Here is a 22025-nt window from a genome sequence, read left to right on the forward strand (position 1 = left end):
CTGGCGACAGAGGTTCGCCCTTGCAGCCATAGAACACCACCAGGGTCGAGCGCTCCTGGCGGATCGGCAGCAAATCGCTGCGCAGCCAGGCCTGGACCTGGCGGGCCTTGGCTCGGTGTTGTCGGTCTTGGGGATAGACGGGTATTTCGGGGAACAGCTCCTCCAGGTATTCAGTGATGGCCGAAGATTCGGACAGGGCAAAGCCGTTATGCACCAGGGTCGGCACCCGCTGGGTCTGGGACAGCCGGGCATAGTCCGGGGCGCGATTCTCACCGGCATCGAGGTCAAGGGGGATGAGTTCGAAGTCGATGCCCTTTTCCCGCAACGCCACGAACACTGACAGGGCATAGGGGCTGGTGAACTGGGCATCGACGTACAGGCGCGGGCGGGAAGCGGTCACGGCGGTATCTCCATAGGGGGAACCGACACGCTAAGAGATCCTGTTCGATAAATAAAATGCGCGATTTTTATCCAGGCATTCCTCGTGGGAATACTGGCGAGCGGCCGGCGCGGCGGGTGTCATGCTGCGCTGTATCGGCCTCGGGCAACTGAGCCGCCACTGGGGGGATCGCCTGGGTGGCCAGTATCGGCAGGCATATTGCCTTGATTGGTCAGGCAGAATACTGGCCCCGGACAGTCTGAAATGTCGCCAAAATCGCTTTATTTTCAGGTGGTTAGGTGACCGAAGAATGCGCCATGTGTTGATTACGCTGACGTCGTTTGCCCTGCTGGGCGGGGCTTGTGCGGCCCAGGCCCGGGAGCTGGCGACCAATGATCGTTATGTTTGCAGTTGGGGAGCAGGCACGGCTGCCCGGGCCCAGGAGCTGAAGTTGTCCGGGGTGTCGCTGTACGCGGCGCGGCAGAAGATCCAGGCCTACAAGTTCAGCAAGGGCTGGATGCGCATGATGGCCCTGGGGATCACCGAGCAGACCTACGACAGCCCGTCGCGGATCAGGCCCGAAGCCTTGCGCAAAAGCTTTTACGACGACTGTGTGCGGTATAAGTTGGCCCGCCGCTAGTGACTGCTACAGGCTCAAGCCTGAGTGTTGCGCGACGGGGACGCAGTCTCTGATCCGTATTTTTCTAGCTCATCTGCATCTGTTATCAGAACAGCCAAGGTTCGAAAATGGCGCGCCCACTGGGTCTCCTGGCTGGAGGCCCGGTCCGCTGCACCGCAAACCTAATGTTCAGGAGGCCTGATGACTAAGATGGCGTTTTTCTTGTTTGGATTTTTAGCCTTGACCATCGCTATCGGTGCGCTTGCCACTATCTCTCCGACTTAAACGGGGCCGTTCGCGGCTCCGGTTTCATTTCCCTTCGCCATCAGTGGCAGGGCTGATCAGCCACTGCCACTGATACCTGGCTTCTATCTGGAAAACTTCTTCGCCCCGGCCACGCACAGGATCACTGCCACTGTGACCCCGAGCATGCCCAGGCTGACCTGTTCATGCAGCAGGCCGGCGGCCAGGGCCAGGCCGAAGAACGGCTGCAACAACTGCAGTTGGCCGACGGCAGCGATCCCGCCCTGGGCCAGCCCGCGATACCAGAAGACAAAACCGATGAACATGCTGAACAAGGAGACATAACCCAGGCTGAACCAGGCGGGCAGGCTGATGCCGTTGAAGGAGGGTGGGGCGCTGAACAGGGTCAGGACCGCCATGACCGGCAACGACAGCACCAGGGCCCAGGAGATCACCTGCCAGCCTCCCAGGGTCCGGGACAGTTGGGCGCCCTCGGCGTAACCCAGACCGCACACCAGCACCGCCAGGAGCATGAGCAGGTCGCCCTTGGGCGACGCCGACAGACCCTGGGACAGGGCATAGCCCACCACCAGCAGGCTGCCCAGCACCGAGAACAGCCAGAACACCGGACGCGGGCGCTCACCGCCGCGCAATACGCCGAATACCGCGGTGGCCAGGGGCAGCAGGCCGAGAAACACGATGGAGTGAGCCGAGGTCACGTACTGCAGGGCCAGGGCGGTCAGCAAGGGAAAGCCCAGCACCACGCCCAGGGCGACGATGGCCAGGGGCAGCAATTGCTGCCGGCTCGGGCGTCGCTCCTTGAACAGCAGCAGGATGCACAGGGCCAGGACCGCGGCGATGGTGGCGCGGGCAACGGTCAGGAACAGCGGATCGAACTCCAGCACCGCGACCCGGGTCGCCGGTAGTGAGCCGCTGAAGATCAGTACCCCGATAAAACCGTTCAGCCAGCCGCCGGCGGTTTTTTCCAGCAGGGGGGATTGCAGGTGCGATGTTCGTTCCATTTAACAAGTGCTCACTACGATTGGCAGGGGCAGGCCCGGGGTGGGGCTTGCGTCCAGCCCATCCTAGGATTGAAAATCAGCACAATCAAAAAATTGTCATGGATACAGCGCCAATGGCCCGCGCCCGTTACAAGCAGTTAGTCGATGTCTTTGCCGCCGATATCCGTCGCGGTGTGCTGGCCCCTGGCACCCGCCTGCCCACTCATCGAGAGCTGGCGGCCAGGGAAGGGCTGGCGCTGGTGACCGCCTCGCGGGTGTATGCCGAGCTGGAAGCCATGGGCTTGATCAGTGGCGAAACCGGGCGTGGCACCTTTGTCCGGGAAACCGCTCTACCACCCGGGCAGGGCGTGGATCAGCAGGCCACGGCGGCCGGAACCCTGGACCTGAACTTCAACTACCCGTCCTTGCCCGGGCAGGCAGAGTTGCTGCGCGCAGCGTTGCGTCAGTTAGCGTCCTGCGGCGACCTGGAGGCCTTGCTGCGTTATCAGCCCCACGCCGGCCGCAGCCATGAGCGAGCCACGGTGGCGCAGCACCTGGCAAGTCGCGGGCTGGCGGTGAAGGGCGAGCAGGTGCTGATCGTCAGCGGTGCCCAGCACGGTCTGGCGACCACGGTCATGGCCCTGCTCAAGCCCGGCGATGTGGTGGCCACCGATGCCCTGACCTACCCCGGTTTCAAGGTGGTGGCGGATGCCCATGGACTGGAGTTGCTGGCCATCCCATTGACGGCGCAGGGCCCGGATCTCGATGCCTTCGAGCGCTTGTGCCAGCGCCGGCGGGTGAGGGCGGTGTACGCCATGCCGACCTTGCACAACCCCATGGGCTGGGTGCTTGATCTGGCCTGGCGCCGGCGTTTGGTGGCCCTGGCCCGCCAGCATGGGTTGCTGATCATCGAGGACGCGGCCTACGCCTATCTGGCGGACGATCCACCGCCGCCGCTGGCGGCCCTGGCCCCGGAAAGCACGGTCTATATCTCGGGTTTTTCCAAGAGTGTGGCCGCCGGACTGCGGGTCGGCTACGTAGTGGCTTGCGCAGAGCGGGCGCCCTTGCTCGAACGCGCGATCCGCGCCACCACCTGGAACACCCCCGGGGTGATGACCGCCCTGGCCTGTGCCTGGATTGAGGACGGCACCGTGGCGCGCCTGGAGCAGGAAAAACGTCAGGACGCCCAGGCCCGTCAGCATCTGGCCCGGGAACTGTTGGCAGGACTGGAGCATATCGGCCACCCCAACTCGTACTTCCTCTGGCTGCCTTTGCCCGAGGAAGTGCGCGCCGATCAGGTGGCCATGGCGTTGCTGCGCGAGAACGTCTCGGTGTCCACCGCCGAGCCCTTTGTCTGCGCCGGGCCGGTGCCCCACGCCATTCGCCTGGCCCTGGGTTCGGTGGACCTGGCCGATTTGCCCGAGGCGCTGGCCAAGGTCCGGCAAGTGATCGCCCGTTACGCGTTCTGACGCTACAAGCCGCTTGCTACAGGCTTGCGGCTCGATAGGTACGGCGGCTTTTCAGAGCTTGAACTGGGTCACCAGCCCGTTCAGGTCCACCGCCAGCCGCGACAGTTCCTGACTGGCGGCGTTGCTCTGGTTGGCCCCGGCCGAGGTCTGGGTCGACAGGTCGCGGATGTTGATCAGGTTACGGTCCACTTCCCGAGCCACCTGGGCCTGCTCCTCGCTGGCGCTGGCGATCACCAGGTTGCGTTCGTTGATCGCGGTGATGGCCTGGGTGATCTGGTCCAGGGCCAGCCCCGAGGCGCGGGCGGCTTCCAGGGTCAGGTGCGCCCGCTCGTTGCTGGTGCGCATGGCGCTGACCGCACCCTCGGTGCCTTCCTCGATGGTGTTGATCATGCTTTCGATTTCCTGGGTTGACTGCTGGGTACGATGGGCCAGGGCCCGCACCTCGTCGGCGACCACGGCAAACCCGCGTCCGGCATCCCCGGCCCGGGCCGCTTCGATGGCTGCGTTCAGGGCCAGCAGGTTGGTCTGCTCGGCAATCGAGCGGATCACTTCCAGCACCTGGCCGATATTGCGCACGTCCACTGCCAGGTGTTCGACCCGTTCGCAGGTCTGGGTCACGTCTGCCGCCAGTTGGCCGATGGAGTCCACGGTGTGCTGCACCTGCTCGCGGCCGTGATGGGCGGTGCGGTCGGTTTCCTGGGAGGCTTCGGAGGTGCTCACCGCATTGCGCGCCACTTCTTCCACGGCGGCGGTCATCTCGTTGACTGCCGTGGCGGCCTGTTCCACTTCATTGCTTTGCTGGTGCAGGGTCTGGCTGGAGTGTTCGGTGACCGCATGCAGTTCCTCGGCGGCGGAGGCCAGTTGGTTGGAGGAGTCGGCGATCCGCTGCAGGGTGCTCCGCAGGCTGGCCTGCATGGTTTGCAGGGCCTGCAGCAGGCGCGCCGGTTCGTCCTTGCCGCTGACCTGGATGCTTTGGCCGAGGTCGCCGCTGGCGATGGTTTCCGCCACGGCCACGGCCTGGCCCAAGGGGCGCACGATGCTGCGGGTCAGCAGCAGGGCGAGGGCGATGGTCAGGGCCACCACGATCAGCATGATCAGCAGGACCATGCCCACGGCGCCCTGGAACACCTGATTGCTTTGCGCTGCAGCGGCAATGCCACCCCGGGTGTTGACGTCGATGATGGTCAGCAGCTCTTTGAGCATGGCGTCGGCATTGGCCAGGAACGGGCCGCCGTCGACGATGTCGATCGCCGCTTCCTTGTGACCCTGGCGCATCAGTTCGACAACCCGGTGCTGGTCCTTGATGTACAGCGCCTTGGCACTGACAAAACGCTCGTAGGCCGCCTGTTCCTGCTCCACGTTGATCAACTGTTCATAGACTTTCTGTTGCGCGTCGAGCTGTTCGTCGAGCTCGGTGATACGCGATAGCAACGCCTGGATGGCGTTGCTATCACGTACCACCAGCATGCGCAGGGTCAGGGTACGGATCTGGGTGCTGGTCAGGGCTACGGCGTTGGCGGCAACGATCGAAGGCTGCCAGTTCTGGTCGACCTCAAGGGATTGCTGGTTCATGCGTTGCATTTCCAGCAGGGAGAAGCCTCCCAGACCCAGTGCCAGCAGGGCGATCAGGGCAAAGCTGAACCCTGCGCGGCGGGAAATGTTCATCGTTCTCAAGAGCATGACTGTGTTCCTTGTGGCGGCAAAAAGTACAACCGGCGACAGGCATCGCGGTTTGCATCGGTGCGGCGCGCGGTGGAGCAGGCTCCAGGGCGCCGACGGTCTTTTGCACACAAGGCGGGTGGCAGGCGCGTCTGGGCGGCGCCTTATCCAGGGTTTCCAGAGGTAACGGGACGCACGACCCGGTCTGGAAAACCGGGCAATGATAGCACGATGACATGTCGGCGGGTCGGCGAGAGCCCGGGTTTCAGTGGCTTTCGTTCTGGAGAAAACCCTGGATAGCGCGTGCGCTGGCTGAAGGGTCCACCTGCATGAAGCAATGCTGGCCGTCGATCACCTGGCTGCTCAGGTGCTGGTTGATGGCCGTCCAGCGTTTGATCGAGCGGGCCACGTAGGGGTAGCTGTCGCGGCCGTGGATCACCAGGCTCGGGGTCTGCACCCGGCGCAGGGATCGCCACAGTCGCCGCGGGAAGGTGCTGAAGATGTCCACCTCGCGTTCGGGGGAGCATTTGAGCGCCACGCCTTGGCCGTCGTCTTTCAGACCGTGCTCGACGTAGGCGTTCAGGGCCTCGTCGCTCCACCCCTTGAAGATCCCCCGATTGGCCAGGGCGGCCTTGGCCGAGGCGCGGTCGGGCCAATGCTGGCGGCGGGCAGCGGCCTTGCGGGCCAGGGTATGGCGACGGTTGAGGCCCAGGGCCGAGAGCAACCTCAGGGAGCTGATCATCGACGGGCTGAAGATCACCGGGTCGAGCATCACCGCCTTGCGAAACAGCTGGGGTCGTTCGGCCACGATCAGGCTGGTGAGCACGCCGCCAAAGCTGTGGCCTACGGCGTAGCGGGGCACGTCACCGTAGGCCTTGAGCCCGGCCTCGAAGGCCTCGGCCGCCAGCTCCGCGGTGCGGTTCCAACCCAGGAACGGGCCGCCATGATCGCTATCGCCATGGCCCTGGACGTCGCTGAGCCACAGGTCGAACGAGTCGGCCAGCAACACCAGCAGCGGGCGATAGGCCATGGAGCAGAAACCGTTGCCGTGGAGAAAGTGCAGCAGCGGTTTGCCCGAGGGTTCGGAGCGCAGGCCGCGCAGGGTAAAACCTTCGGGGCACGGGTAGGACCAGGGAAGCAACTGCATGGGGCCTCTTGGAAAGCGATAAGCACAAGGAGGGGCATTGTCGGTGGGGCGGGGCGCGAGTCAAGGGTTGATCCTGACCGCGTCCAGCACTATTGCACCTTGAGCAGGCGAAACGACAGGCTGATTCTTTCGCCGGCGTCCGCAGCCTTGGGAATCGCGTGCAGCCATTGCTTTTGCAGTTCGTCCGACATGTGCAGCAGCGAGCCACTGGCCAGGCTGTAGTCGAAGGTGGCGCCGGTTTCCTTATGACGAAAGACCATGGATCGAGGATGGCCCAGGGAGACGATCACCACCCCGGTGCCTTCCACCAGTTGCTCGTTGGCATCGGAGTGGAAGCCCATGGAGGACTGGCCGTCCGGATAGAAGTTGAGCAGGCAGTTGTTGGGACGAAACCCCAGCCGTTGCTCGATGGGCGCGCACAATTGTTCCAGCGCCTCGGGCATCGGCACCGCCGGGTAGGTGATCTGCGAGTAGTCGTAGGGCGCGCCGAAGCTGGCGGTCTTGCGCGCGCGCATGCGTTCATCCCAGAGCACGCTGTCCTTGAGGTGATGGAACAGGGCGTCGGGGGCCGGGATGAAGTCGGGGAATAGATCGATAGCAGGTGGCGTCATTGGGGCGGCTTCAGGTGGTAGAGAGACGAGCAGCGAGTCTAACCCGGTTACGGGCGCTCTCGCTGATCGGCATTGCATCACCGCGAGCCTTGAGCCCTCAGCCGCCGTTGCTGCTCAGGATGCTCGCCACTTGCCGCGGCTGGCAGTTGAGGTAGGCCGAGGATTTGAGCCAGCGCTGGTCCGGATACCAGGAAAACATGAACTGGCCATCCTTGAGCTTGTCTATCACCTGGCGCGCCACCTGGGGACGCACCGCCGGGCAGCCCAGGCTGCGGCCGATGCGGCCCTGGCGCTGGCTCCACAAGGGATTCACGTAGTCGGCGGCATGGATCACGATGTCCCGGTCCCGGGCCCGGTCATTGAAGCCGGGTTCCAGGCCGTCCATGCGCAGGGAGTAGCCGTGGCTGCCCTCGTAGCTTTCCTGGGTGCGGAACAGGCCCAGGCTGGATTGATAGCTGCCCAGGCGATTGGAGAACTGGGTGGCGAAGTTTTCCCCGGACTTCTGTCCGTGTGCCACCAGATCCCGCAGGACCAGTTTTTTGCTGCGCAGGTCGAAGATCCACAGGCGTCGGGCGGTGGACGGTTGCGAGTAGTCGATCACCGCCAGGTGCCTGGCTTGCCGGGCGCCACTGTTGACCGCGCATTGCATGGCATTCAGGGCACTTTTCAAGGCTTGGGGATTGAGTTCCGGTGCGGCGTGAGCGAGGCTGCTGTACAGCGCGGGAGCGGGTTTGCTGGCCGCGAAGGAAGGACTGCAAAGGGCACCCAGCGCGATAGTCGCCAGGCAGAGTCGGCACAAGAAGTTCAACATGTATAGAGCGTCCCCATGATCACTTTGGCTCCTGACGTCCTGTCGTACCCTCGGCAGTCTGGTCTATATGTTTAGAGGCCCAGGCCTGATTGTTCCCCATCTGCCGTAACGGTTGGCCAACGCACTGAAGGCCATGGATTGGAGTAAAGCAGTTGTTCAAAAAAACCGCATGTTACTTGAGCCTGTGCCTGCTCGCTGCGCCATTGGTCGCGCTGGCCGAGGACCCTGCGCTGGCGCCGGCCAGTGCGATGCAACTGACGCTGACCCAGTTGGCGGTGGCTTGCCCGGCACTGAGTCCGCGCCTGGATGCTTCCGCGCAACTGCTGTTGCAGGCGTTCTACCGCCAGAACGGCGAACAGCCGGTATGGTCCACCGAGCAGCGACTGAGCGGCTTGCAGGCGCAGTTGGCCCAGGTGATCGATGACGGTCTGGACCCGGGGCGCTACCGATTGCCGTCGAGCGGCACCGCAGCGGACGGGCAGTGCATCGATATCGCGATCAGTCATCAGTACCTGCAAGCCTTGCAGGACCTGCACTACGGTCGCCTGTCACAGAGCCGGTTCGAGCCCTTGTGGCGGGCCCAGCCGCTGGCGGACGATCGCCAGGCGGCGTTGCTGGCGATGGCCGGGCCAGGGCTGGAAAACCTCGCCGGCGCCTTCGATCAGGCCCGTCCGGACCTTGAACAATACCGCAACCTGCGTCAGGCCTATGCCCGGCAACGCCAGCAGCCGTTGCCCAGTTGGCAGGCCGTTGCCGGTGGCCCGCTGCTGCGTCCGGACATGCAGGACAAGCGAGTCCCGGAACTGGCTCAGCGCTTGTACCAGGGCGGCTTTCTGCCAAGCCCCGAGGTCAGTGCCGATAATACCTACAGCAGTGACCTGGTGGGCGCGGTGAAAAATTTCCAGCTCAGTCATTCGCTGCAGGCTGATGGCGTGATTGGCGCGGGCACCCTCAAGGAGCTGAACATCAGTCCGGCCCAGCGCCGCGAGCAATTGCGCATCAACCTCGAGCGCCTGCGCTGGCTGGCCCAGGATTTCGAACCCAATATCGTGCTGGTGAACGTTGCGGCCGCGCAACTGACCTTCTATCAGGACGATGCGGTGGTGTGGCAGACCCGCACCCAGGTCGGGCGTGCCGAGCGCCAGACCCCGTTATTGAAGTCCCAGGTCACACGCCTGACCCTGAACCCCACCTGGACGGTGCCGCCGACCATTCTCAAGGAAGACAAACTACCGGAGATCCGCCGCGACCAGGGCTTCCTCAATCGGCAAAACCTGCAGGTGCTGGATGCCAATGGCCAGCCCCTGGCTCCCGAGGACATCGATTGGGAGCACCCGGGCAATATCCTTCTGCGCCAGGGGGCGGGCCCGCGCAACCCCTTGGGACGCATCGCCATCCGCTTTCCCAATCCGTTCTCCGTGTACCTGCACGACACGCCGAGCCAGGCCCTGTTCAGCAAGGGGCCCCGCGCCTTCAGTTCCGGCTGCGTGCGGGTCGAACAGGCGCTGCAACTGCGCGATTGGTTGCTGAGCCCGGCGGAGCGGTTGCGCAGCAACGACCTGCTGGCTACCGGCCTGACCCATGAATTCCGCCTGGCCAGGCCGGTGCCGATCCTGCTCAGCTACTGGACGGTGCAGGCCGACAGCCATGGGCAGTTGCTGTATGCGCCGGATATCTATGGGCGGGATATGCCCCTGGCACTGGCCCTTGGCTCGCGCTAATGGCGTGCGACCGCGGGGGCGAGGGGCAGGGCGGTGCGTCAGCTTCCTGGGTATGAGGGCCCGGGTTGACGCGAACAGGCGGCGAGGTCTTCCAGAAAGACCTCGAGGATCGGCGGCGGTGTGCTGCCGCGTCGGGTGATCACATCAAAGGGTGACATCAACCGCAGGCGCTCGGGCGCCAGTTGGCGCATGTCGCCGCAGGTGACCCACTGAGCGGCGAAATGGGTGGGCAGAAAGCCCAGATAGGCGCCAGAGATGATCAGGATTGCCAGGGCCTCGATGTTGTCCACCGTGGCGGCGGCCTTGCTGACACCCAGGCATTGCAGGTCGTGTTGCTGCATGTAGCCGCGCGCGACAACCCGGCTCGCGGCCACTTCCTCAAGCAGCTCGACGGTTTCGGCCTGGCTGGCGAACAACGGGTGGTAGCGGCCGCAGTACAGCCCCAGGGCCTCCTGGTACAAGGCGCTGTGCAACAGGCCCGGTACGTGGATCGGGAAGTGCCCGATGGCCAGGTGCAGGCGCCCGTCCAGCACCCGCTCTTCCAGCTCCGCCGGGGTGCCCACGTAGACATTCAGGTGCACGTCATGCCCCCTGGAGACAAAGTGCTGGGTGGCCCGCGGCAGCGGTGAGTCGGGGTCGCTGATGGTGGTATCGATGATCCCCAGGTTGAGCTGGCCGCTGATGTGCTGCTTGAGCACATCGGCGTCCATGCAGAAGTTCTCCACCGCCGACAGCAGGCGCTGGGTCGCCTCATGAATCGCCACCCCCTGCTCGGTCAAGCGGAACCCGCCGCGTCCGCGCTGGCAGAGTTTGACCCCGAGCCGGGTCTCCAGATGAGTCATCTGTTCGCTGATGGTCGACTGGCCGGTATTGAGCGCTGCCTGCGCCGCGGAAAAACCGCCGCAACGGACGATGGTGGCAAATACCCTGAGCAGCTTGAGATCGACATCGTGCAGTTGAATCACTGGACACCTCCCGCCTGTGGACACATCGGCAATGCCGATATGAGTATCTGATGTTCAGCATTTTCTCCATATAAACCAGCGCTCATAGTCGATTCAACGACGGCGGCCGCCCCCGCCCGCCCCAGCGAATAACAAGAAATGGAGACGCTGAACATGTCGAAGCACGGTTATGAGTCCGGCCGCCTGAACCTGCCTTTCGTGGGCCATTGCACCTTTGCCAAATCTCCGGTGTGCACCGACTGGGACACCCTGGATGCCGATGTGGCGATTCTCGGGGTACCCAACGACATGGGCACCCAATGGCGTTCTGGTGCGCGCTTCGGGCCGCGGGGGATCCGCGAGGCGTCGACCCTGTTTTCCTTCGGCCACGCCGGGGCCTACGACCACGAAGACGATGTGATGTACCTGACCGCGGACGATGTGCGCATGGTGGACGTGGGCGATGCGGATATCGTTCACACCGACATGGCCACCAGCAATGGCAACACCGAGTTCGCCGTGGGCAAGATCCTGCAGGCCGGGGCCATGCCGGTGGTGCTCGGGGGCGATCACTCGGTGCACGCTCCGGTGATCAAGGCGTTCGAGGGGCGCGGGCCGATCCACATCATTCACTTCGATGCCCACCTGGATTTTGTCGATGAGCGTCACGGCGTGCGCTACGGCCACGGCAACCCACTGCGCCGGGCCTCGGAGATGCAGCACATTGTCGGCATGACCCAGATGGGGATTCGCAACGTGTCCTCATCCAACCGCGACGACTACGAGGCGGCCCATGCCGCCGGGTCGAAGATCCTCTCGGTCCGCGAGGTCCGGCGCCTGGGCACTGAAGGCGTGCTGGCGCTGATCCCCGAGGGCATCGACTACTACATCACCATCGACATTGACGGTTTCGATCCCTCGATCGCCCCCGGCACCGGCACGCCCAGCCATGGCGGGTTCCTCTACTACGAAGTGCTGGAGATCATCCAGGCCCTGGCCAGGCGCAGCCAGGGGCGGATCGTCGGCATGGACCTGGTGGAGGTGGCGCCGGTCTACGACCCCTCGGGCATCACCTCGATTCTGGCGGCGCAGCTGCTGCTCAACAGCCTCGGTTTCATCTTCCATGAGCGCGCCCAGGCTCGCTCCCGGTAATGAGACACACCTGCCTCCGGCACCGACCTGGGGCGATCAGCGAAGCACAGTGACTCGACGCCCAGCGTCGGGCAGAGGGCATGAACATGGACACGATCGTCAAGCAGTACCTGCAACAGTTCGCAATCAGCGAGGCCACTCAGCGCTTTCTCGGCAAGGCGCAGAAGATGTTCATCGGTGGCACCTGGGTCGATGCCAGCGACGGCCAGACCGTGCAGGTCCGCGAGCCGTCCACCGAGGGCCTGCTCACCCATATTCCCATGGGCACCGTGGAGGACCTGGAGCGTGCCGTGAGCGCGGCCCGCAAGCAGTTCGACGGCGGCGAATGGAGCCTGCTCAAGCCGCTGGAGCGCGAGGCGATGATTCACCGCCTGGCGCAACTGATTGCGGACAACGCTACGCAACTGGCGGAAATCGAATCGATCGACATGGGCAAATCGGTGGCCAGTGCCCGGGATGTCGATATCCAGGGTACGGTCGACACTTTGCGCTATTTCGCCGGCTGGGCCAGCAAGCTCCACGGACGCACCGTCGAGCCCTCGTTGCCGGGCAATTACCTGGCGTACACGCGCAAGGAGCCGGTGGGCGTGGTCGGGGTGATAGTGCCCTGGAACTTCCCGTTGCAGACCCTGGCCTGGAAGCTGGGTGCGGCCCTGGCCACCGGTTGCACGGTGGTGGTCAAGCCCGCCGAGCTGACGTCGCTCTCGGCCTTGCGCTTCGCCGAGCTGGTGGAAGAGGCGGGTATCCCCGCCGGGGTGATCAATATTGTCAGCGGGCGCGGCAGCGTGATCGGCGCCGCCATGGCCGCGCACCCGGGGATCGACAAACTGAGCTTCACCGGGTCGACCCCGGTGGGCCGTACCGTGGGGCGCGCGGCGCTGGACGACATGAAGCGCCTGACCCTGGAACTGGGGGGCAAGTCGGCGGTGCTCGTGCTGGCCGACGCTGACTTGCGCGCGGCCGCCGAGGCCGTGGCCAACGGTGTGTTCTTCAACTCGGGGCAGGTCTGCGACGCCGGTACCCGCGCCTATATCCACCACAGCATCTATGACGCGTTTCTCGATGAGCTGATCGCCTACACCCGGACCTTGAAGGTGGCCCCGGGGCTGGACCCGGACTGCTTCATCAGCCCCCTGGTATCGGCCCAGCAGAAACAGCGGGTCAGCGAGTACATCGAGATCGGCAAGGGCGAGGGCGCCCAACTGGTCTACGGCGGCCAGCCGCTCAAGGGGCCGGGGTACTTTGTCGAGCCGACCATTTTTGCCCATTGCCGCAATGACATGCGCATCGTCCAGGAAGAGATCTTCGGGCCGGTGCTGGTGACCGCGCCTTTCGACGATGACGAGCAGGCGCTGGCGCTGGCCAATGACTCGCTCTATGGCCTGGCGGCGGCGATCTACTCCAACGACCTGGGCCGGGTCCACAGCCTGATTCCGCGTCTGCGGGCCGGCTCGGTGTACGTCAATGCCCACAGCACCATCGACCCCGCGATGCCTTTTGGTGGCTACAAGCTGTCGGGGTTCGGCAAGGACCTGGGGCCGGAGCAGCTCGACCACCTGATGGAAACCAAGGCGGTCTGGATCACCCTGCCTTGACAGGCGAGCCTGGCTTTACCGACTTCGGGCGTCCTTGGGGCGTCCGCACATCCCCCGTCAGAGCCTGCAGGAGGTGCCCAGGCATCGAGTACCGCACCAGTGCCCCGTCATGATATCGACCAACAATAAGAGCCCATCATGAACACTAATGCCCAGCCTGCTCCGAGTGTCTCCAGTGCCGACAACGGCTCCGTTGTCGAAGTCCATTCGATCGATTACATCCCGGAAAACGAGCGCACCGACAAGCTCTCCAGCCAGGGACCGTTCTGGTTTCTGGGCAACTTCACCTTCTTCACCATGACCATCGGCTTTGTCGGGCCCAGCGTCGGCCTCACAGCGTTCTGGACCACGGTGACCGGCACCCTGGGCATCATGTTCGGCACCTTGTTCATGGCCTTCCATGGTTCCCAGGGGCCGCACCTGGGCTTGCCGCAGATGATTCAGTCACGGGCGCAGTTCGGCTATCGCGGGGTGATCCTGGTGCTGCTGGCGACCCTGTTCGTGTTCGCCGGTTTCAACATCGTCAACCTGGTGCTGATGATGCAGGGGCTGCAGACGTTGTTCGGCTTCGATCCGCTGCTGGTGGCCCTGGCGGTGACCGTGCCGGGGGCGACCCTGGCGATTCTTGGCCACGACTGGATGCACCGCAGTTTCAAGTGGGCGCTGTACCTGTCGCTGCCGCTCTATGGCCTGGTGAGCCTGGCGGTACTGATGCACTGGGTGCCCGATGCCCAACCGCTGGCCGTGGCGGCAGGCGGCGTGGGTCCGCAGCCCCTGGGCTTCAACTGGTCCGGCGGCGTCGCCCAGTTCGCCGCCGCGGCCAGCTACAACATCGCCTATGCGCCTTATGTGTCCGACTACTCGCGCTACCTGCCCAAGCACACCCACAGCGGCAAACTGATCGCCGTGGTGTTCCTCGGGGCTTCGTTGTCCGGGGCCTGGATGATCGCCGTGGGCGGCTGGCTGGCCGACCACCTGCATTCCACCGATGTGCTGGTGGCACTGGGGCAGGTGGGCAACACCTTGTCACCGCTGGTGGGCACGGCGGTGGTGCTGGTGACCATCCTGGCGTTCCTGCCGGTGATCGCGATGAACATCTACAGCGCCAAGCTGACCACCCTGACCTGTGTCGATTCGATCATCAGCATCAAGCCGACGCGCAAGGCTCGGATCCTGGCGATTCTCTTCGTGATCCTGTTGCAACTGGGCGTGGCCCTGAGCATCCAGCGCTCGAACCAGGGACTGTCGGTGCTGAGCATCTACCTGGTGGTGATGCTGTATTTCCTGGTGCCCTGGACTGCAGTCAACCTCACCGACTACTTCTTCGTGCGCAAGGGGCGCTACGCCATCACGCACTTCTTCATGCCCCGGGGCAACCTCTACGGCAGCTGGGGCCTGCGCGGGATCGTCGCCTACGCCATCGGCTTCGCGAGCATGATCCCGTTCTTCTACATCTACGACGGCGTGGAGCAGCGCGAGGTCTATGTCGGCCCGCTGGCCAGGGCCCTGGGCAGTATCGACGTTGCCTGGCTGGTGGGGCTGGTGGTGTCCGGGCTGGCCTACTACGGCCTGAGCCGTTCGCTGGACCTGGCGCACGAAGAAGCGGTGATCCTGCGCCTTGAGGACGCCTCGGGGGCGCGCGCCGAAGGGCTCGCACAACCCCGCGAGGCGCTGCCGATTCTCAATCAATTGACGGTCGGGAGATGACCATGAGCAGGCAAACATTCGACTACATCATCATTGGCGCCGGCTCGGCCGGCTGCGTGCTGGCCAACCGCTTGAGCGAGGACCCGGGCACATCGGTGCTGATCCTGGAGTTCGGTGGCAGCGACCGTAGCGTGCTGATCCAGATGCCCAGTGCCTTTTCCATGCCGATGAACACCAGCAAGTACAACTGGCGCTACCAGACCGAGCCTGAGCCCTACCTCGACGGCCGGCGTATCCATTGCCCGCGGGGCAAGGTACTGGGGGGCTCGTCCTCGATCAACGGCCTGGTCTACATCCGCGGCCACGCCCATGACTTCGATGAGTGGCAAGCCCTGGGGGCGCGGGACTGGGGCTATCGGCACTGCCTGCCGTATTTCAAGCGGGCGGAAGACTACGAGGCCGGCGGTGACAGCTACCGCGGGCAGGGCGGGCCGTTGCACACCAACAATGGCAACAACATGCACAACCCCCTGTACCGGGCCTGGATCGATGCCGGTGTCGAGGCGGGCTACATCAGGACCGAAGACTGCAATGGCTTCATGCAGGAAGGCTTCGGCGCCATGCACATGACGGTGAAGAACGGCGTGCGCTGCTCGACCGCCAATGCCTACCTGCGACCGGCCATGGGGCGCCCCAACCTGACGGTGCTGACTCAGGCGATGACGCGCCGGATCCTCTTCGAGGGCAAGCGCGCGGTGGGCGTCGCCTATGACCGTCAGGGGCAGGTCCATGAAGTGCGGTGCAACCGCGAGGTGCTGGTCGCCGCCGGCCCCATCGGTTCGCCGCACCTGCTGCAACGCTCCGGGGTCGGGCCGGCCGAGGTGTTGCACAGGGCGTCGATCGAGCCTCGGCACGTGCTGCCGGGAGTGGGGGAAAACCTCCAGGATCACGCCGAGGTCTACATCCAGTTCGGCTGCAAGGAGCCGCTGACCCTCAACAGCAAGATGGACCCGCTGAGCAAGCTGCTGATCGGTCTGCGCTGGTTGCTGTTCAAGGACGGCCTGGGGGCCAGCAACCACTTCGAGGCCGGTGGCTTCATTCGTTCCGAGCAGGGCCTGGGTTGGCCGGATATCCAGTTCCACTTCCTGCCCGCGGCCATGCGCTATGACGGCAACAAACCCATCAAGGGGCATGGCTTCATGGTGCTCACCGGGCCCAACAAACCCAAGAGCCGCGGCCATGTGCGAGCCCGTTCCGGCGACCCGTACGAGCATCCGGAAATTCTCTTCAACTACCTGCAACGCGAGGAGGATCGCGAGGGTTTCCGCCGCTGTGTACGCCTGACCCGGGAAATCATCGGCCAGCCGGCGATGGACCGTTACCGCGACGGCGAGATTGCGCCGGGGCCGCAGGTCAACACGGATGCACAGATCGATGAGTTCGTGCGGGCGAACCTGGAGAGCACCTACCACCCCTGCGGCACCTGTCGCATGGGCGAGGACGAGATGGCCGTGGTGGATTCCGAACTGCGTGTCCACGGTCTTGAAGGCCTGCGGGTGATCGACTCGTCGGTGTTTCCCAGCGAGCCCAACGGCAACCTCAATGCGCCGACGATCATGCTCGCCGAGCGTGCCGCCGACCTGGTGCGCGGGCGTCAGCTACTGGTGGCTGACGAGGTTGCGGTGGGGTTGGCCCCGGATTGGGAAAGTCGCCAGCGTCCGGGGTCGCCGGTACGCAAGGTGAGGGTTGAATGACCGCGAGGAGGAAAACCCTGCGCCGGCTGCCGTCTAGAGAACACGACAGCCGGCGTTGGGTTTTACCTTACTGGGCGGGCGCCAGCCGGTCGTAGATCACATCCAGGGCCGGGCCCAGGTCGCCGTCGCCCTGGGCCACGGCCTTGATGCCCTGGGGTACCGGCAATGACGGATCGCCATGCATCCCGAACGGCGGCGGCAAGCCTGCCACCTTTGCCGGACGCTCATAGATCACCCGGCCTTCCTTGACGGTCTTGAGCACTTGGATCTCGCTCAGGGTCTCGGGTTTGACGGTCAGCGGGTTGGCCGAGAGCACCGCGAAATCCGCCAGCTTGCCCGGGGTGATGGAGCCTTTGCGGTCTTCTTCGAAATGCTGGTAGGCCGACCACAGGGTCATGGCCTTGAGCGCTTGCAGAGGCGTCACCCGCTGCTCCGGCCCCAGCACATAGCCGCTGCGCGTGGTGCGATTGACCGTGGCCGCCAGTACCCGCATGGAGTCCGGCAGGGCCACCGGGGCATCGTGGTGGGTGGTGAACTTCAGGCCGGCCTTGAGCACCCATTGAGTGGGCGAGATGTTTTCTGCACGCTCTGGCCCCAGCACCGATTGGCGGTGCCAGTCGCCCCAGTAGTAGGTGTGCATGGGGAACAGTGACGGGAAGATCTTCAGTTGCTCGAGCTCGGCCACCTGATCCTGGCGCAGGGTCTGGCCATGGATCATCACCGGACGCACATCGACTCCTGGGTAGGCTGTTTTTGCGGCGCGCATCGAACTCAGCAACTGGTCGATGGCCCGGTCGCCGTTGGCATGGGAAAGGATCTGCCAGCGATTGGCCAGGGCTTCCTTGTAAATGGCCAGGGCCTCGTCGTCCTTGACCACGCCGTAGCCGGCATAGCTGGCGTCCTGGCCCTGGGGCGGCTTGAAGTAGGGTTGGCTGAGCCAGGCGGTCTTGCCCTGGGGCGAGCCGTCCAGGGTCAGCTTGACCCCGCCAATGCGAAAGTGCCGGTCATAGCTCACCGGCTGGTTGCTCGGGTGATACCAGGGCGCGACCATCAGCTCCTTGGTGCCTTGGCTGAGGATGTCGGGGTAGGAAACGATGTCCGCCAGCAGCTTGCCGTCGCCGGCGGCCTTGATGGCGGTCCTGACCTGGTCCGGCGAGGAGCGGCCATCCTGCAGGGTGGTGTAGCCATAGCTGATGTACAGCTGTTGCCCGGCGCTGAGCATGTCCACCGCCTGATCGGCAGTGAGCTTGGGGAAGATCCTGATCAGGGCGTTGAAGAAGGCGTTTTCCTCCAGCACGCCGTTGGGTTCCTGGCTGCCGTCGACGCGGCGGATCACCCCGCCTTCCGGGTTGGGGGTCGACGCGTCGATCCCCGCCAGTTCCAGCGCCTTGCTGTTGAGCACCCCCAGGTGCGAGGACTGGTGGACGATGGCGATGGGCAGGTCGCGGGTCACGGCGTCCAGGTCGGCCTTGGTGGGGTGGCGCTGTTCCTGTAACTGGGAATCGTCATAGCCAAAGCCGAACAGCACGCCGAACTGCTTGGGGATCGGCGACTGCTGTTCAAAGCGGCGCAGGGTTTCCTGGAGCCCGGGGATGCTGTTGTTGGTTCCATCCGGTGGCGGCAGCAGGTTGGCGCTGGCAGCCTGGAAACCCACCATCGACACATGGCCGTGGGGGTCGACGAAGCCCGGTAGCAGGGTCGCGCCCTTGAGGTCGAGCATCTGCGTGGCCGGGCCCTTGTTCTTGAGTACCTGTTGCCGGTCACCCACGGCGAGGATTTTACCGTCCTTCACCGCCACTGCCTGGGCCTTGGGGTGCTGATCATCGATGGTGATGATCGGGCCGTTGAACCAGATGGCGTCGGCCACCGGCGACGTGGCCGCCAGGGCACTGATACTGGCGAGCTGGAGCGCTGCCACGAGCAGCGCGAAGGAGGTCTTTTGCATGTGCGTTCTTCCTTGAAGCGGGCAGGAGCGCACTAGCCTAGCCGCAAAGCGCCGCCGCGGGCGAGTGGCTTGAGGTATGGTGTGCGGCCTTTTAGCTGCGACTCAAGGCTTGTCATGCCATTCAACAAACGCCAGCAGGCGGCCACGGAGCGCCTGCTGGCCGCCACCCTGACCGAAGCCTGCGAAGCCGCCAAGGCCGAAATCGTCGGTTTTTCCTGGCTGACCCACGAAGTGGACTACGCCGCCTTTGCGGCGAGCCTGGTGGTGGTCTGGGTCTTCGACACCCAGGCCCACAAGGAACAGGCCCTGGCGGCCGGGCAGGGCGCGCGGATGCTCGAACTGACGGCCCGGGCCCTGGAAGAGGCCGATATTCACCTCGACTCCCTGGAAACCCGTGTGTTCTTCGACAGCGAAGAGCAATGCCGGCGGATCAATGGTGGCGATTGGGCGCAACGCCTGAAGCGCCTGCGCCCGGGCCGGGGTTGAGCCATGGCCAAGGAAATCGACAACCCCTGCATCGCCCTGTGCCAACTCAGTGGCGACCTGTGCCTGAGTTGCGGGCGCAGCAAGGACGACATCCGCAAATGGAAGCGCATGAAGCGCCCGGAAAAGATGGCCGCCGTGCAGCGGGCCAGTGCGCGGCTCAAGGCCTTGCAGAAAAAGAAGCGCTGAAGGCCGCTTCACTCCCCGCAAGGCAGAACAGGTGCCCGATCAGGCGCCTGATCAAACCGTTTGCCGACGCATCGCCAGGATGGTGGTGCCGAAGAAGATGAAGGTCGAACCCACCACGCGATTGACCCATTTGGACAGCGCCGGCCGAGTCAACACGCCCTTGGCCCGGGAAGCGAGCACGGCATAGACGCTGAGGGAGGTCAGGGACAGGGCCATGAAGATCAGGGTCAGAATGAAGAACTGCGGCAGCAGCGCGGCGTGCTGGTCGATGAACTGCGGGAACAGCGCGGTGAAGAAAATCGTCGCCTTGGGGTTGGTGGCGGCGGTCAGGAAGGCCGACTTGAACAGCTTCAGGCGCGGCGGGGGCGCGAGCTTGCCGTTTTCGGTGCTGCTGGCGCTCAGTAGCTGGCTTTTACTGAACAACTGCTTGGCACCGAGATAGAACAGATAGCCGGCACCGACGATTTTCACCGCGTTGAAGACCCACTCGGAACTGGCGATCAGTGCCCCGAGGCCGAGCATGGCCGCGGCAGACATGCAGAACAGCCCGCTGACATTGCCCAACGATGACCAGATAGTGGACTTGGCGCCGTAGGCCACGCTGTTGTGCAGCGCCACCAGGGTGGCAGGGCCGGGGCTGGCGATGGCGATGGCCGCCACCAGGGTGTAGGTCAGTATCGAGTGAGCATCCATGGTCCGGACTCGTCTTGCAGAAAAAGGGGGCTTGATTCTATCGGGGCGCGGGCGAGCTGTATGCCAGAAATTGACGGCTTTATCGAACGGCGCGAGCGGCGGAGGCCACCGCCCCCGGGGCGCACCGGTGCCCATTGTCAACCATTGCTGCAATCGATAGTTATCATCAAAAAGTGCAGGTTCCGTTTTTCCGGCAAAGGAGGAAGATGGCGCTTACACCGTGCTGGCTGCAGAAGGAAACACCCGATGAGAATCTCGACTCTGTTGACCCTTGTGGTTGTCTTGATCGCGGGAACCGGTGCTGCTGCGGCTACCTTCGCTGCCGATGACATGTCCTGTCACTTCCTGCCCATGGCCGACAGTGCTGCCAATCTGCAGCACGCCCAATCGGCGGCTGTGCTGTACAGCGAAAATACCGTCAATACCCTGCAGTATCTGCAGAACTACCATTCGGTGGCCCTCAACGGGGCGAAGAATGCCGGCCTTGATCCGCGTATCAGCGCCGCTTTCGTCGACAGTTCCGACCCGCAACGGGCGATCAACTGGCTGATGGCGTCGTTGCAGAAACACTTCGCCAGCGTGACCCTGTATGACAGCCTCGATGCCGTGGTCCAGGCCCGGCCCGACGTGGTGGTCATGCTCGACACCTACAATCAGCTGGTGACCAAGGCCAACCGCAAGGTGGAGGCGCGGTTCATCGCCAAGTTCTATGACGCCAACCTGCAATACATCGGCAAGGCCGAAGGCATCCAGGCCAAGGAGCTGCCTTCGGTCTGGGTCCGGGGCAAGGCGGCACCGGAAATTGCCGCACAGATCAACCAGCAGACCGAGCTGCAGGTCAATGCGCTGAAGCAGTTCGACGCCTCCCTCAAGGCGCTGGTGACCCAGGGTGATGCAGGGCAGGTGGCGACCAACCAGTAAGGTTGCCACTGGCTGAAAAACAAACGCCCCGGTTGATCGGGGCGTTTGCGTTCATGGCCGGGCTCGAACCCTGTCAAGGCGCGCCGAACATCGCGGTCCAGTAGATGCCCGCATCGCTTTTCGGGTCCACTGCATAGGCCGCTCCCAGCTCGCGGTAGGCCGGGTTCATCAGGTTGGCGCAGTGCCCGGGGCTGGCCAGCCAGCCGTCCAGCACCTTGCGCACACTGTCCTGGCCGGCGGCGATGTTCTCGCCCACTTGTTGCCCGGCATAACCGGCCAGTTCGGCGCGATCGCCCGGGGTGCGGCCGTCATGGTCCTTGTGATCGAAATAGTTCTGGTTGGCCATGGCCCGGCTGTGTGCTTCGGCGGTGCTGCCCAGGGTGGCATTCCAGGCCAGCGGTGCGCTGGCGGCAAAGCTCTGGCCGCCGCATTGCCGAGGCTGGCTGCGGGCGCTGTTGATCTGTGCCAGCAATTGCTGGCCCTCGGCTTGCCAATCCCCGAGGCGGGCGGCCAACAGCGGCCGCGCGAGGACGATGCGCCACTGGTTGGCCTGGCGATTGACGCCGATATCGACGAACTGCGGGTCCAGCACCACCTGGCAGAAGCTCTCGCGCACCGCCTGCATCGCCGCCTGGGCGTCCCGGGGGCCGGAGAGGCTGATGGCCTGCACATTGACCATGGGATAGGCCGCCTGTGCCAGGGCCTGTTGCAGGTCGCCGACGTTGTCCACCGGCAGGATCAGGCGCGGATCGCTGGCCAGCGGCGGCAGCTCCGAGGAGGCCTGGTTGGCGCAGCGTTGCGGCTGGCTGCGGTAGGCGTTGATCGATTCGATCAACTGCGACCGATCATCGGCCATGGCGCTGGCCGAACCCAGCAGGCCCAGCGCCAGAGCGGCGGCGGGCAAGAGCAATGGACGCAGGGGCATGAAGGTCTCCCGAAAAATGACAGCGCTCATGATGCACCCGGTGCCCGGGCTTTTCATCCGTTGCAGGAGGAAATCGCTATTCACCGGCGGGGCTCAATAGAAGTCGAAGGACAGCGC

The 22025-nt window shown here is 64.3% G+C and carries 20 protein-coding genes and 1 pseudogene; 10 read left to right on the plus strand and 11 right to left on the minus strand.

Annotated elements, in window-relative coordinates:
* A partial coding sequence (yfcF, locus tag BLX41_RS34845) for a glutathione transferase (RefSeq protein WP_259744588.1) occupies positions 1-400 on the minus strand: 400 nt, incomplete at its 3' end.
* 289 nt (positions 401-689) lie between these two features.
* Here yfcF and BLX41_RS08910 point away from each other — a divergent pair.
* Entirely contained in the window at positions 690-1019 is a 330-nt protein-coding gene (locus tag BLX41_RS08910) for a hypothetical protein (protein ID WP_123724567.1), read from the plus strand.
* Between the two features lie 347 nt (positions 1020-1366).
* Here the strand turns inward: BLX41_RS08910 and BLX41_RS08915 are convergent, their stop codons facing one another.
* Positions 1367-2263, minus strand: coding sequence for a DMT family transporter (locus tag BLX41_RS08915; protein WP_123724568.1), 897 nt, complete (start codon positions 2261-2263; stop codon positions 1367-1369).
* A gap of 113 nt (positions 2264-2376) precedes the next feature.
* Here BLX41_RS08915 and BLX41_RS08920 point away from each other — a divergent pair, with 113 nt between their 5' ends.
* Complete coding sequence (locus BLX41_RS08920) at positions 2377-3711, plus strand: aminotransferase-like domain-containing protein (RefSeq protein ID WP_123724569.1); 1335 nt, start codon at positions 2377-2379, stop codon at positions 3709-3711.
* Positions 3712-3762: 51 nt separating this feature from the next.
* Here the strand turns inward: BLX41_RS08920 and BLX41_RS37250 are convergent, their stop codons facing one another.
* The 5 genes and pseudogenes from BLX41_RS37250 to BLX41_RS08940 all read right to left on the minus strand — a co-directional run bounded on the left by BLX41_RS37250 (position 3763) and on the right by BLX41_RS08940 (position 7939).
* Positions 3763-4626 carry a methyl-accepting chemotaxis protein gene (locus BLX41_RS37250; RefSeq protein WP_402888472.1) on the minus strand — a complete coding sequence of 288 codons (864 nt, stop codon included), beginning with the start codon at positions 4624-4626 and terminating at the stop codon, positions 3763-3765.
* Positions 4621-5391: pseudogene (locus tag BLX41_RS37255) on the minus strand (MCP four helix bundle domain-containing protein); the annotation flags it as partial. The pseudogene BLX41_RS37255 and the gene BLX41_RS37250, both read right to left, overlap by 6 nt.
* A 244-nt stretch (positions 5392-5635) precedes the next feature.
* Positions 5636-6517, minus strand: coding sequence for an alpha/beta fold hydrolase (locus tag BLX41_RS08930; protein ID WP_123724571.1), 882 nt, complete (start codon positions 6515-6517; stop codon positions 5636-5638).
* Between the two features lie 89 nt (positions 6518-6606).
* Positions 6607-7128: an alpha-ketoglutarate-dependent dioxygenase AlkB family protein gene (locus BLX41_RS08935; RefSeq protein WP_123724572.1), complete on the minus strand. Its 522-nt coding sequence runs from the start codon at positions 7126-7128 to the stop codon at positions 6607-6609.
* A 97-nt stretch (positions 7129-7225) separates the two neighbouring features.
* Complete coding sequence (locus BLX41_RS08940) at positions 7226-7939, minus strand: murein L,D-transpeptidase catalytic domain family protein (RefSeq protein WP_123724573.1); 714 nt, start codon at positions 7937-7939, stop codon at positions 7226-7228.
* A 152-nt stretch (positions 7940-8091) separates the two neighbouring features.
* On the opposite strand from BLX41_RS08940, the gene BLX41_RS08945 reads away from it, so the two are divergent.
* Positions 8092-9660 carry a L,D-transpeptidase family protein gene (locus BLX41_RS08945; protein ID WP_123724574.1) on the plus strand — a complete coding sequence of 523 codons (1569 nt, stop codon included), beginning with the start codon at positions 8092-8094 and terminating at the stop codon, positions 9658-9660.
* Between the two features lie 38 nt (positions 9661-9698).
* On the opposite strand, the gene BLX41_RS08950 is transcribed toward BLX41_RS08945, so the two are convergent.
* Positions 9699-10625, minus strand: coding sequence for a LysR family transcriptional regulator (locus tag BLX41_RS08950; RefSeq protein WP_123724575.1), 927 nt, complete (start codon positions 10623-10625; stop codon positions 9699-9701).
* Positions 10626-10778: 153 nt separating this feature from the next.
* Between BLX41_RS08950 and speB the strand changes: the two genes are divergently transcribed.
* From speB to betA, 4 genes are all read left to right on the plus strand, one after another.
* Positions 10779-11756 carry an agmatinase gene (gene speB, locus BLX41_RS08955; protein WP_123724576.1) on the plus strand — a complete coding sequence of 326 codons (978 nt, stop codon included), beginning with the start codon at positions 10779-10781 and terminating at the stop codon, positions 11754-11756.
* A gap of 86 nt (positions 11757-11842) precedes the next feature.
* A complete protein-coding gene (locus BLX41_RS08960) occupies positions 11843-13351 on the plus strand; it encodes an aldehyde dehydrogenase family protein (RefSeq protein WP_123724577.1) in 1509 nt (502 codons plus the stop codon).
* A gap of 138 nt (positions 13352-13489) precedes the next feature.
* Entirely contained in the window at positions 13490-15058 is a 1569-nt protein-coding gene (locus BLX41_RS08965) for a purine-cytosine permease family protein (RefSeq protein ID WP_123724578.1), read from the plus strand.
* Positions 15059-15060: 2 nt separating this feature from the next.
* Positions 15061-16752, plus strand: coding sequence for a choline dehydrogenase (betA, locus tag BLX41_RS08970; protein ID WP_123724579.1), 1692 nt, complete (start codon positions 15061-15063; stop codon positions 16750-16752).
* Between the two features lie 67 nt (positions 16753-16819).
* Here betA and BLX41_RS08975 read toward each other — a convergent pair whose 3' ends face one another.
* Positions 16820-18697, minus strand: coding sequence for an amidohydrolase (locus BLX41_RS08975; protein ID WP_123724580.1), 1878 nt, complete (start codon positions 18695-18697; stop codon positions 16820-16822).
* A gap of 114 nt (positions 18698-18811) precedes the next feature.
* Here BLX41_RS08975 and BLX41_RS08980 point away from each other — a divergent pair, with 114 nt between their 5' ends.
* Both BLX41_RS08980 and BLX41_RS08985 read left to right on the plus strand, forming a co-directional pair.
* On the plus strand, positions 18812-19183 hold the full coding sequence (locus tag BLX41_RS08980) for a hypothetical protein (RefSeq protein ID WP_185073462.1): 372 nt from the start codon (positions 18812-18814) through the stop codon (positions 19181-19183).
* A gap of 3 nt (positions 19184-19186) precedes the next feature.
* Positions 19187-19369, plus strand: a complete 183-nt coding sequence (locus BLX41_RS08985) for a DUF1289 domain-containing protein (protein ID WP_123724582.1) — start codon at positions 19187-19189, stop codon at positions 19367-19369.
* Between the two features lie 51 nt (positions 19370-19420).
* On the opposite strand, the gene BLX41_RS08990 is transcribed toward BLX41_RS08985, so the two are convergent.
* Positions 19421-20062, minus strand: coding sequence for a LysE family translocator (locus BLX41_RS08990; RefSeq protein ID WP_123724583.1), 642 nt, complete (start codon positions 20060-20062; stop codon positions 19421-19423).
* A 246-nt stretch (positions 20063-20308) separates the two neighbouring features.
* Between BLX41_RS08990 and BLX41_RS08995 the strand changes: the two genes are divergently transcribed.
* Positions 20309-20983 carry an ATPase gene (locus BLX41_RS08995; protein WP_123724584.1) on the plus strand — a complete coding sequence of 225 codons (675 nt, stop codon included), beginning with the start codon at positions 20309-20311 and terminating at the stop codon, positions 20981-20983.
* Between the two features lie 73 nt (positions 20984-21056).
* Here BLX41_RS08995 and BLX41_RS09000 read toward each other — a convergent pair whose 3' ends face one another.
* Positions 21057-21908, minus strand: coding sequence for a CAP domain-containing protein (locus BLX41_RS09000; protein WP_123724617.1), 852 nt, complete (start codon positions 21906-21908; stop codon positions 21057-21059).
* Positions 21909-22025 lie beyond the last annotated feature (117 nt).

It is taken from the genome of Pseudomonas protegens, assembly GCF_003732485.1.
Taxonomy (GTDB): Bacteria; Pseudomonadota; Gammaproteobacteria; order Pseudomonadales; family Pseudomonadaceae; genus Aquipseudomonas; species Aquipseudomonas protegens_B.

Coding starts and splice junctions, on each gene's coding strand:
- BLX41_RS08940 (WP_123724573.1), bottom strand. CDS start 7,939: ATGTTGAACTTCTTGTGCCGACTCTGCCTGGCGACTATCGCGCTGGGT.
- BLX41_RS08995 (WP_123724584.1), top strand. CDS start 20,309: ATGAGAATCTCGACTCTGTTGACCCTTGTGGTTGTCTTGATCGCGGGA.
- BLX41_RS08960 (WP_123724577.1), top strand. CDS start 11,843: ATGGACACGATCGTCAAGCAGTACCTGCAACAGTTCGCAATCAGCGAG.
- BLX41_RS08935 (WP_123724572.1), bottom strand. CDS start 7,128: ATGACGCCACCTGCTATCGATCTATTCCCCGACTTCATCCCGGCCCCC.
- BLX41_RS08975 (WP_123724580.1), bottom strand. CDS start 18,697: ATGCAAAAGACCTCCTTCGCGCTGCTCGTGGCAGCGCTCCAGCTCGCC.
- BLX41_RS37250 (WP_402888472.1), bottom strand. CDS start 4,626: ATGCAGGCCAGCCTGCGGAGCACCCTGCAGCGGATCGCCGACTCCTCC.
- BLX41_RS08930 (WP_123724571.1), bottom strand. CDS start 6,517: ATGCAGTTGCTTCCCTGGTCCTACCCGTGCCCCGAAGGTTTTACCCTG.
- BLX41_RS08920 (WP_123724569.1), top strand. CDS start 2,377: ATGGCCCGCGCCCGTTACAAGCAGTTAGTCGATGTCTTTGCCGCCGAT.
- BLX41_RS09000 (WP_123724617.1), bottom strand. CDS start 21,908: ATGCCCCTGCGTCCATTGCTCTTGCCCGCCGCCGCTCTGGCGCTGGGC.
- BLX41_RS08910 (WP_123724567.1), top strand. CDS start 690: ATGCGCCATGTGTTGATTACGCTGACGTCGTTTGCCCTGCTGGGCGGG.
- betA (WP_123724579.1), top strand. CDS start 15,061: ATGAGCAGGCAAACATTCGACTACATCATCATTGGCGCCGGCTCGGCC.
- speB (WP_123724576.1), top strand. CDS start 10,779: ATGTCGAAGCACGGTTATGAGTCCGGCCGCCTGAACCTGCCTTTCGTG.
- BLX41_RS08980 (WP_185073462.1), top strand. CDS start 18,812: ATGCCATTCAACAAACGCCAGCAGGCGGCCACGGAGCGCCTGCTGGCC.
- BLX41_RS08990 (WP_123724583.1), bottom strand. CDS start 20,062: ATGGATGCTCACTCGATACTGACCTACACCCTGGTGGCGGCCATCGCC.
- BLX41_RS08915 (WP_123724568.1), bottom strand. CDS start 2,263: ATGGAACGAACATCGCACCTGCAATCCCCCCTGCTGGAAAAAACCGCC.
- BLX41_RS08985 (WP_123724582.1), top strand. CDS start 19,187: ATGGCCAAGGAAATCGACAACCCCTGCATCGCCCTGTGCCAACTCAGT.
- BLX41_RS08965 (WP_123724578.1), top strand. CDS start 13,490: ATGAACACTAATGCCCAGCCTGCTCCGAGTGTCTCCAGTGCCGACAAC.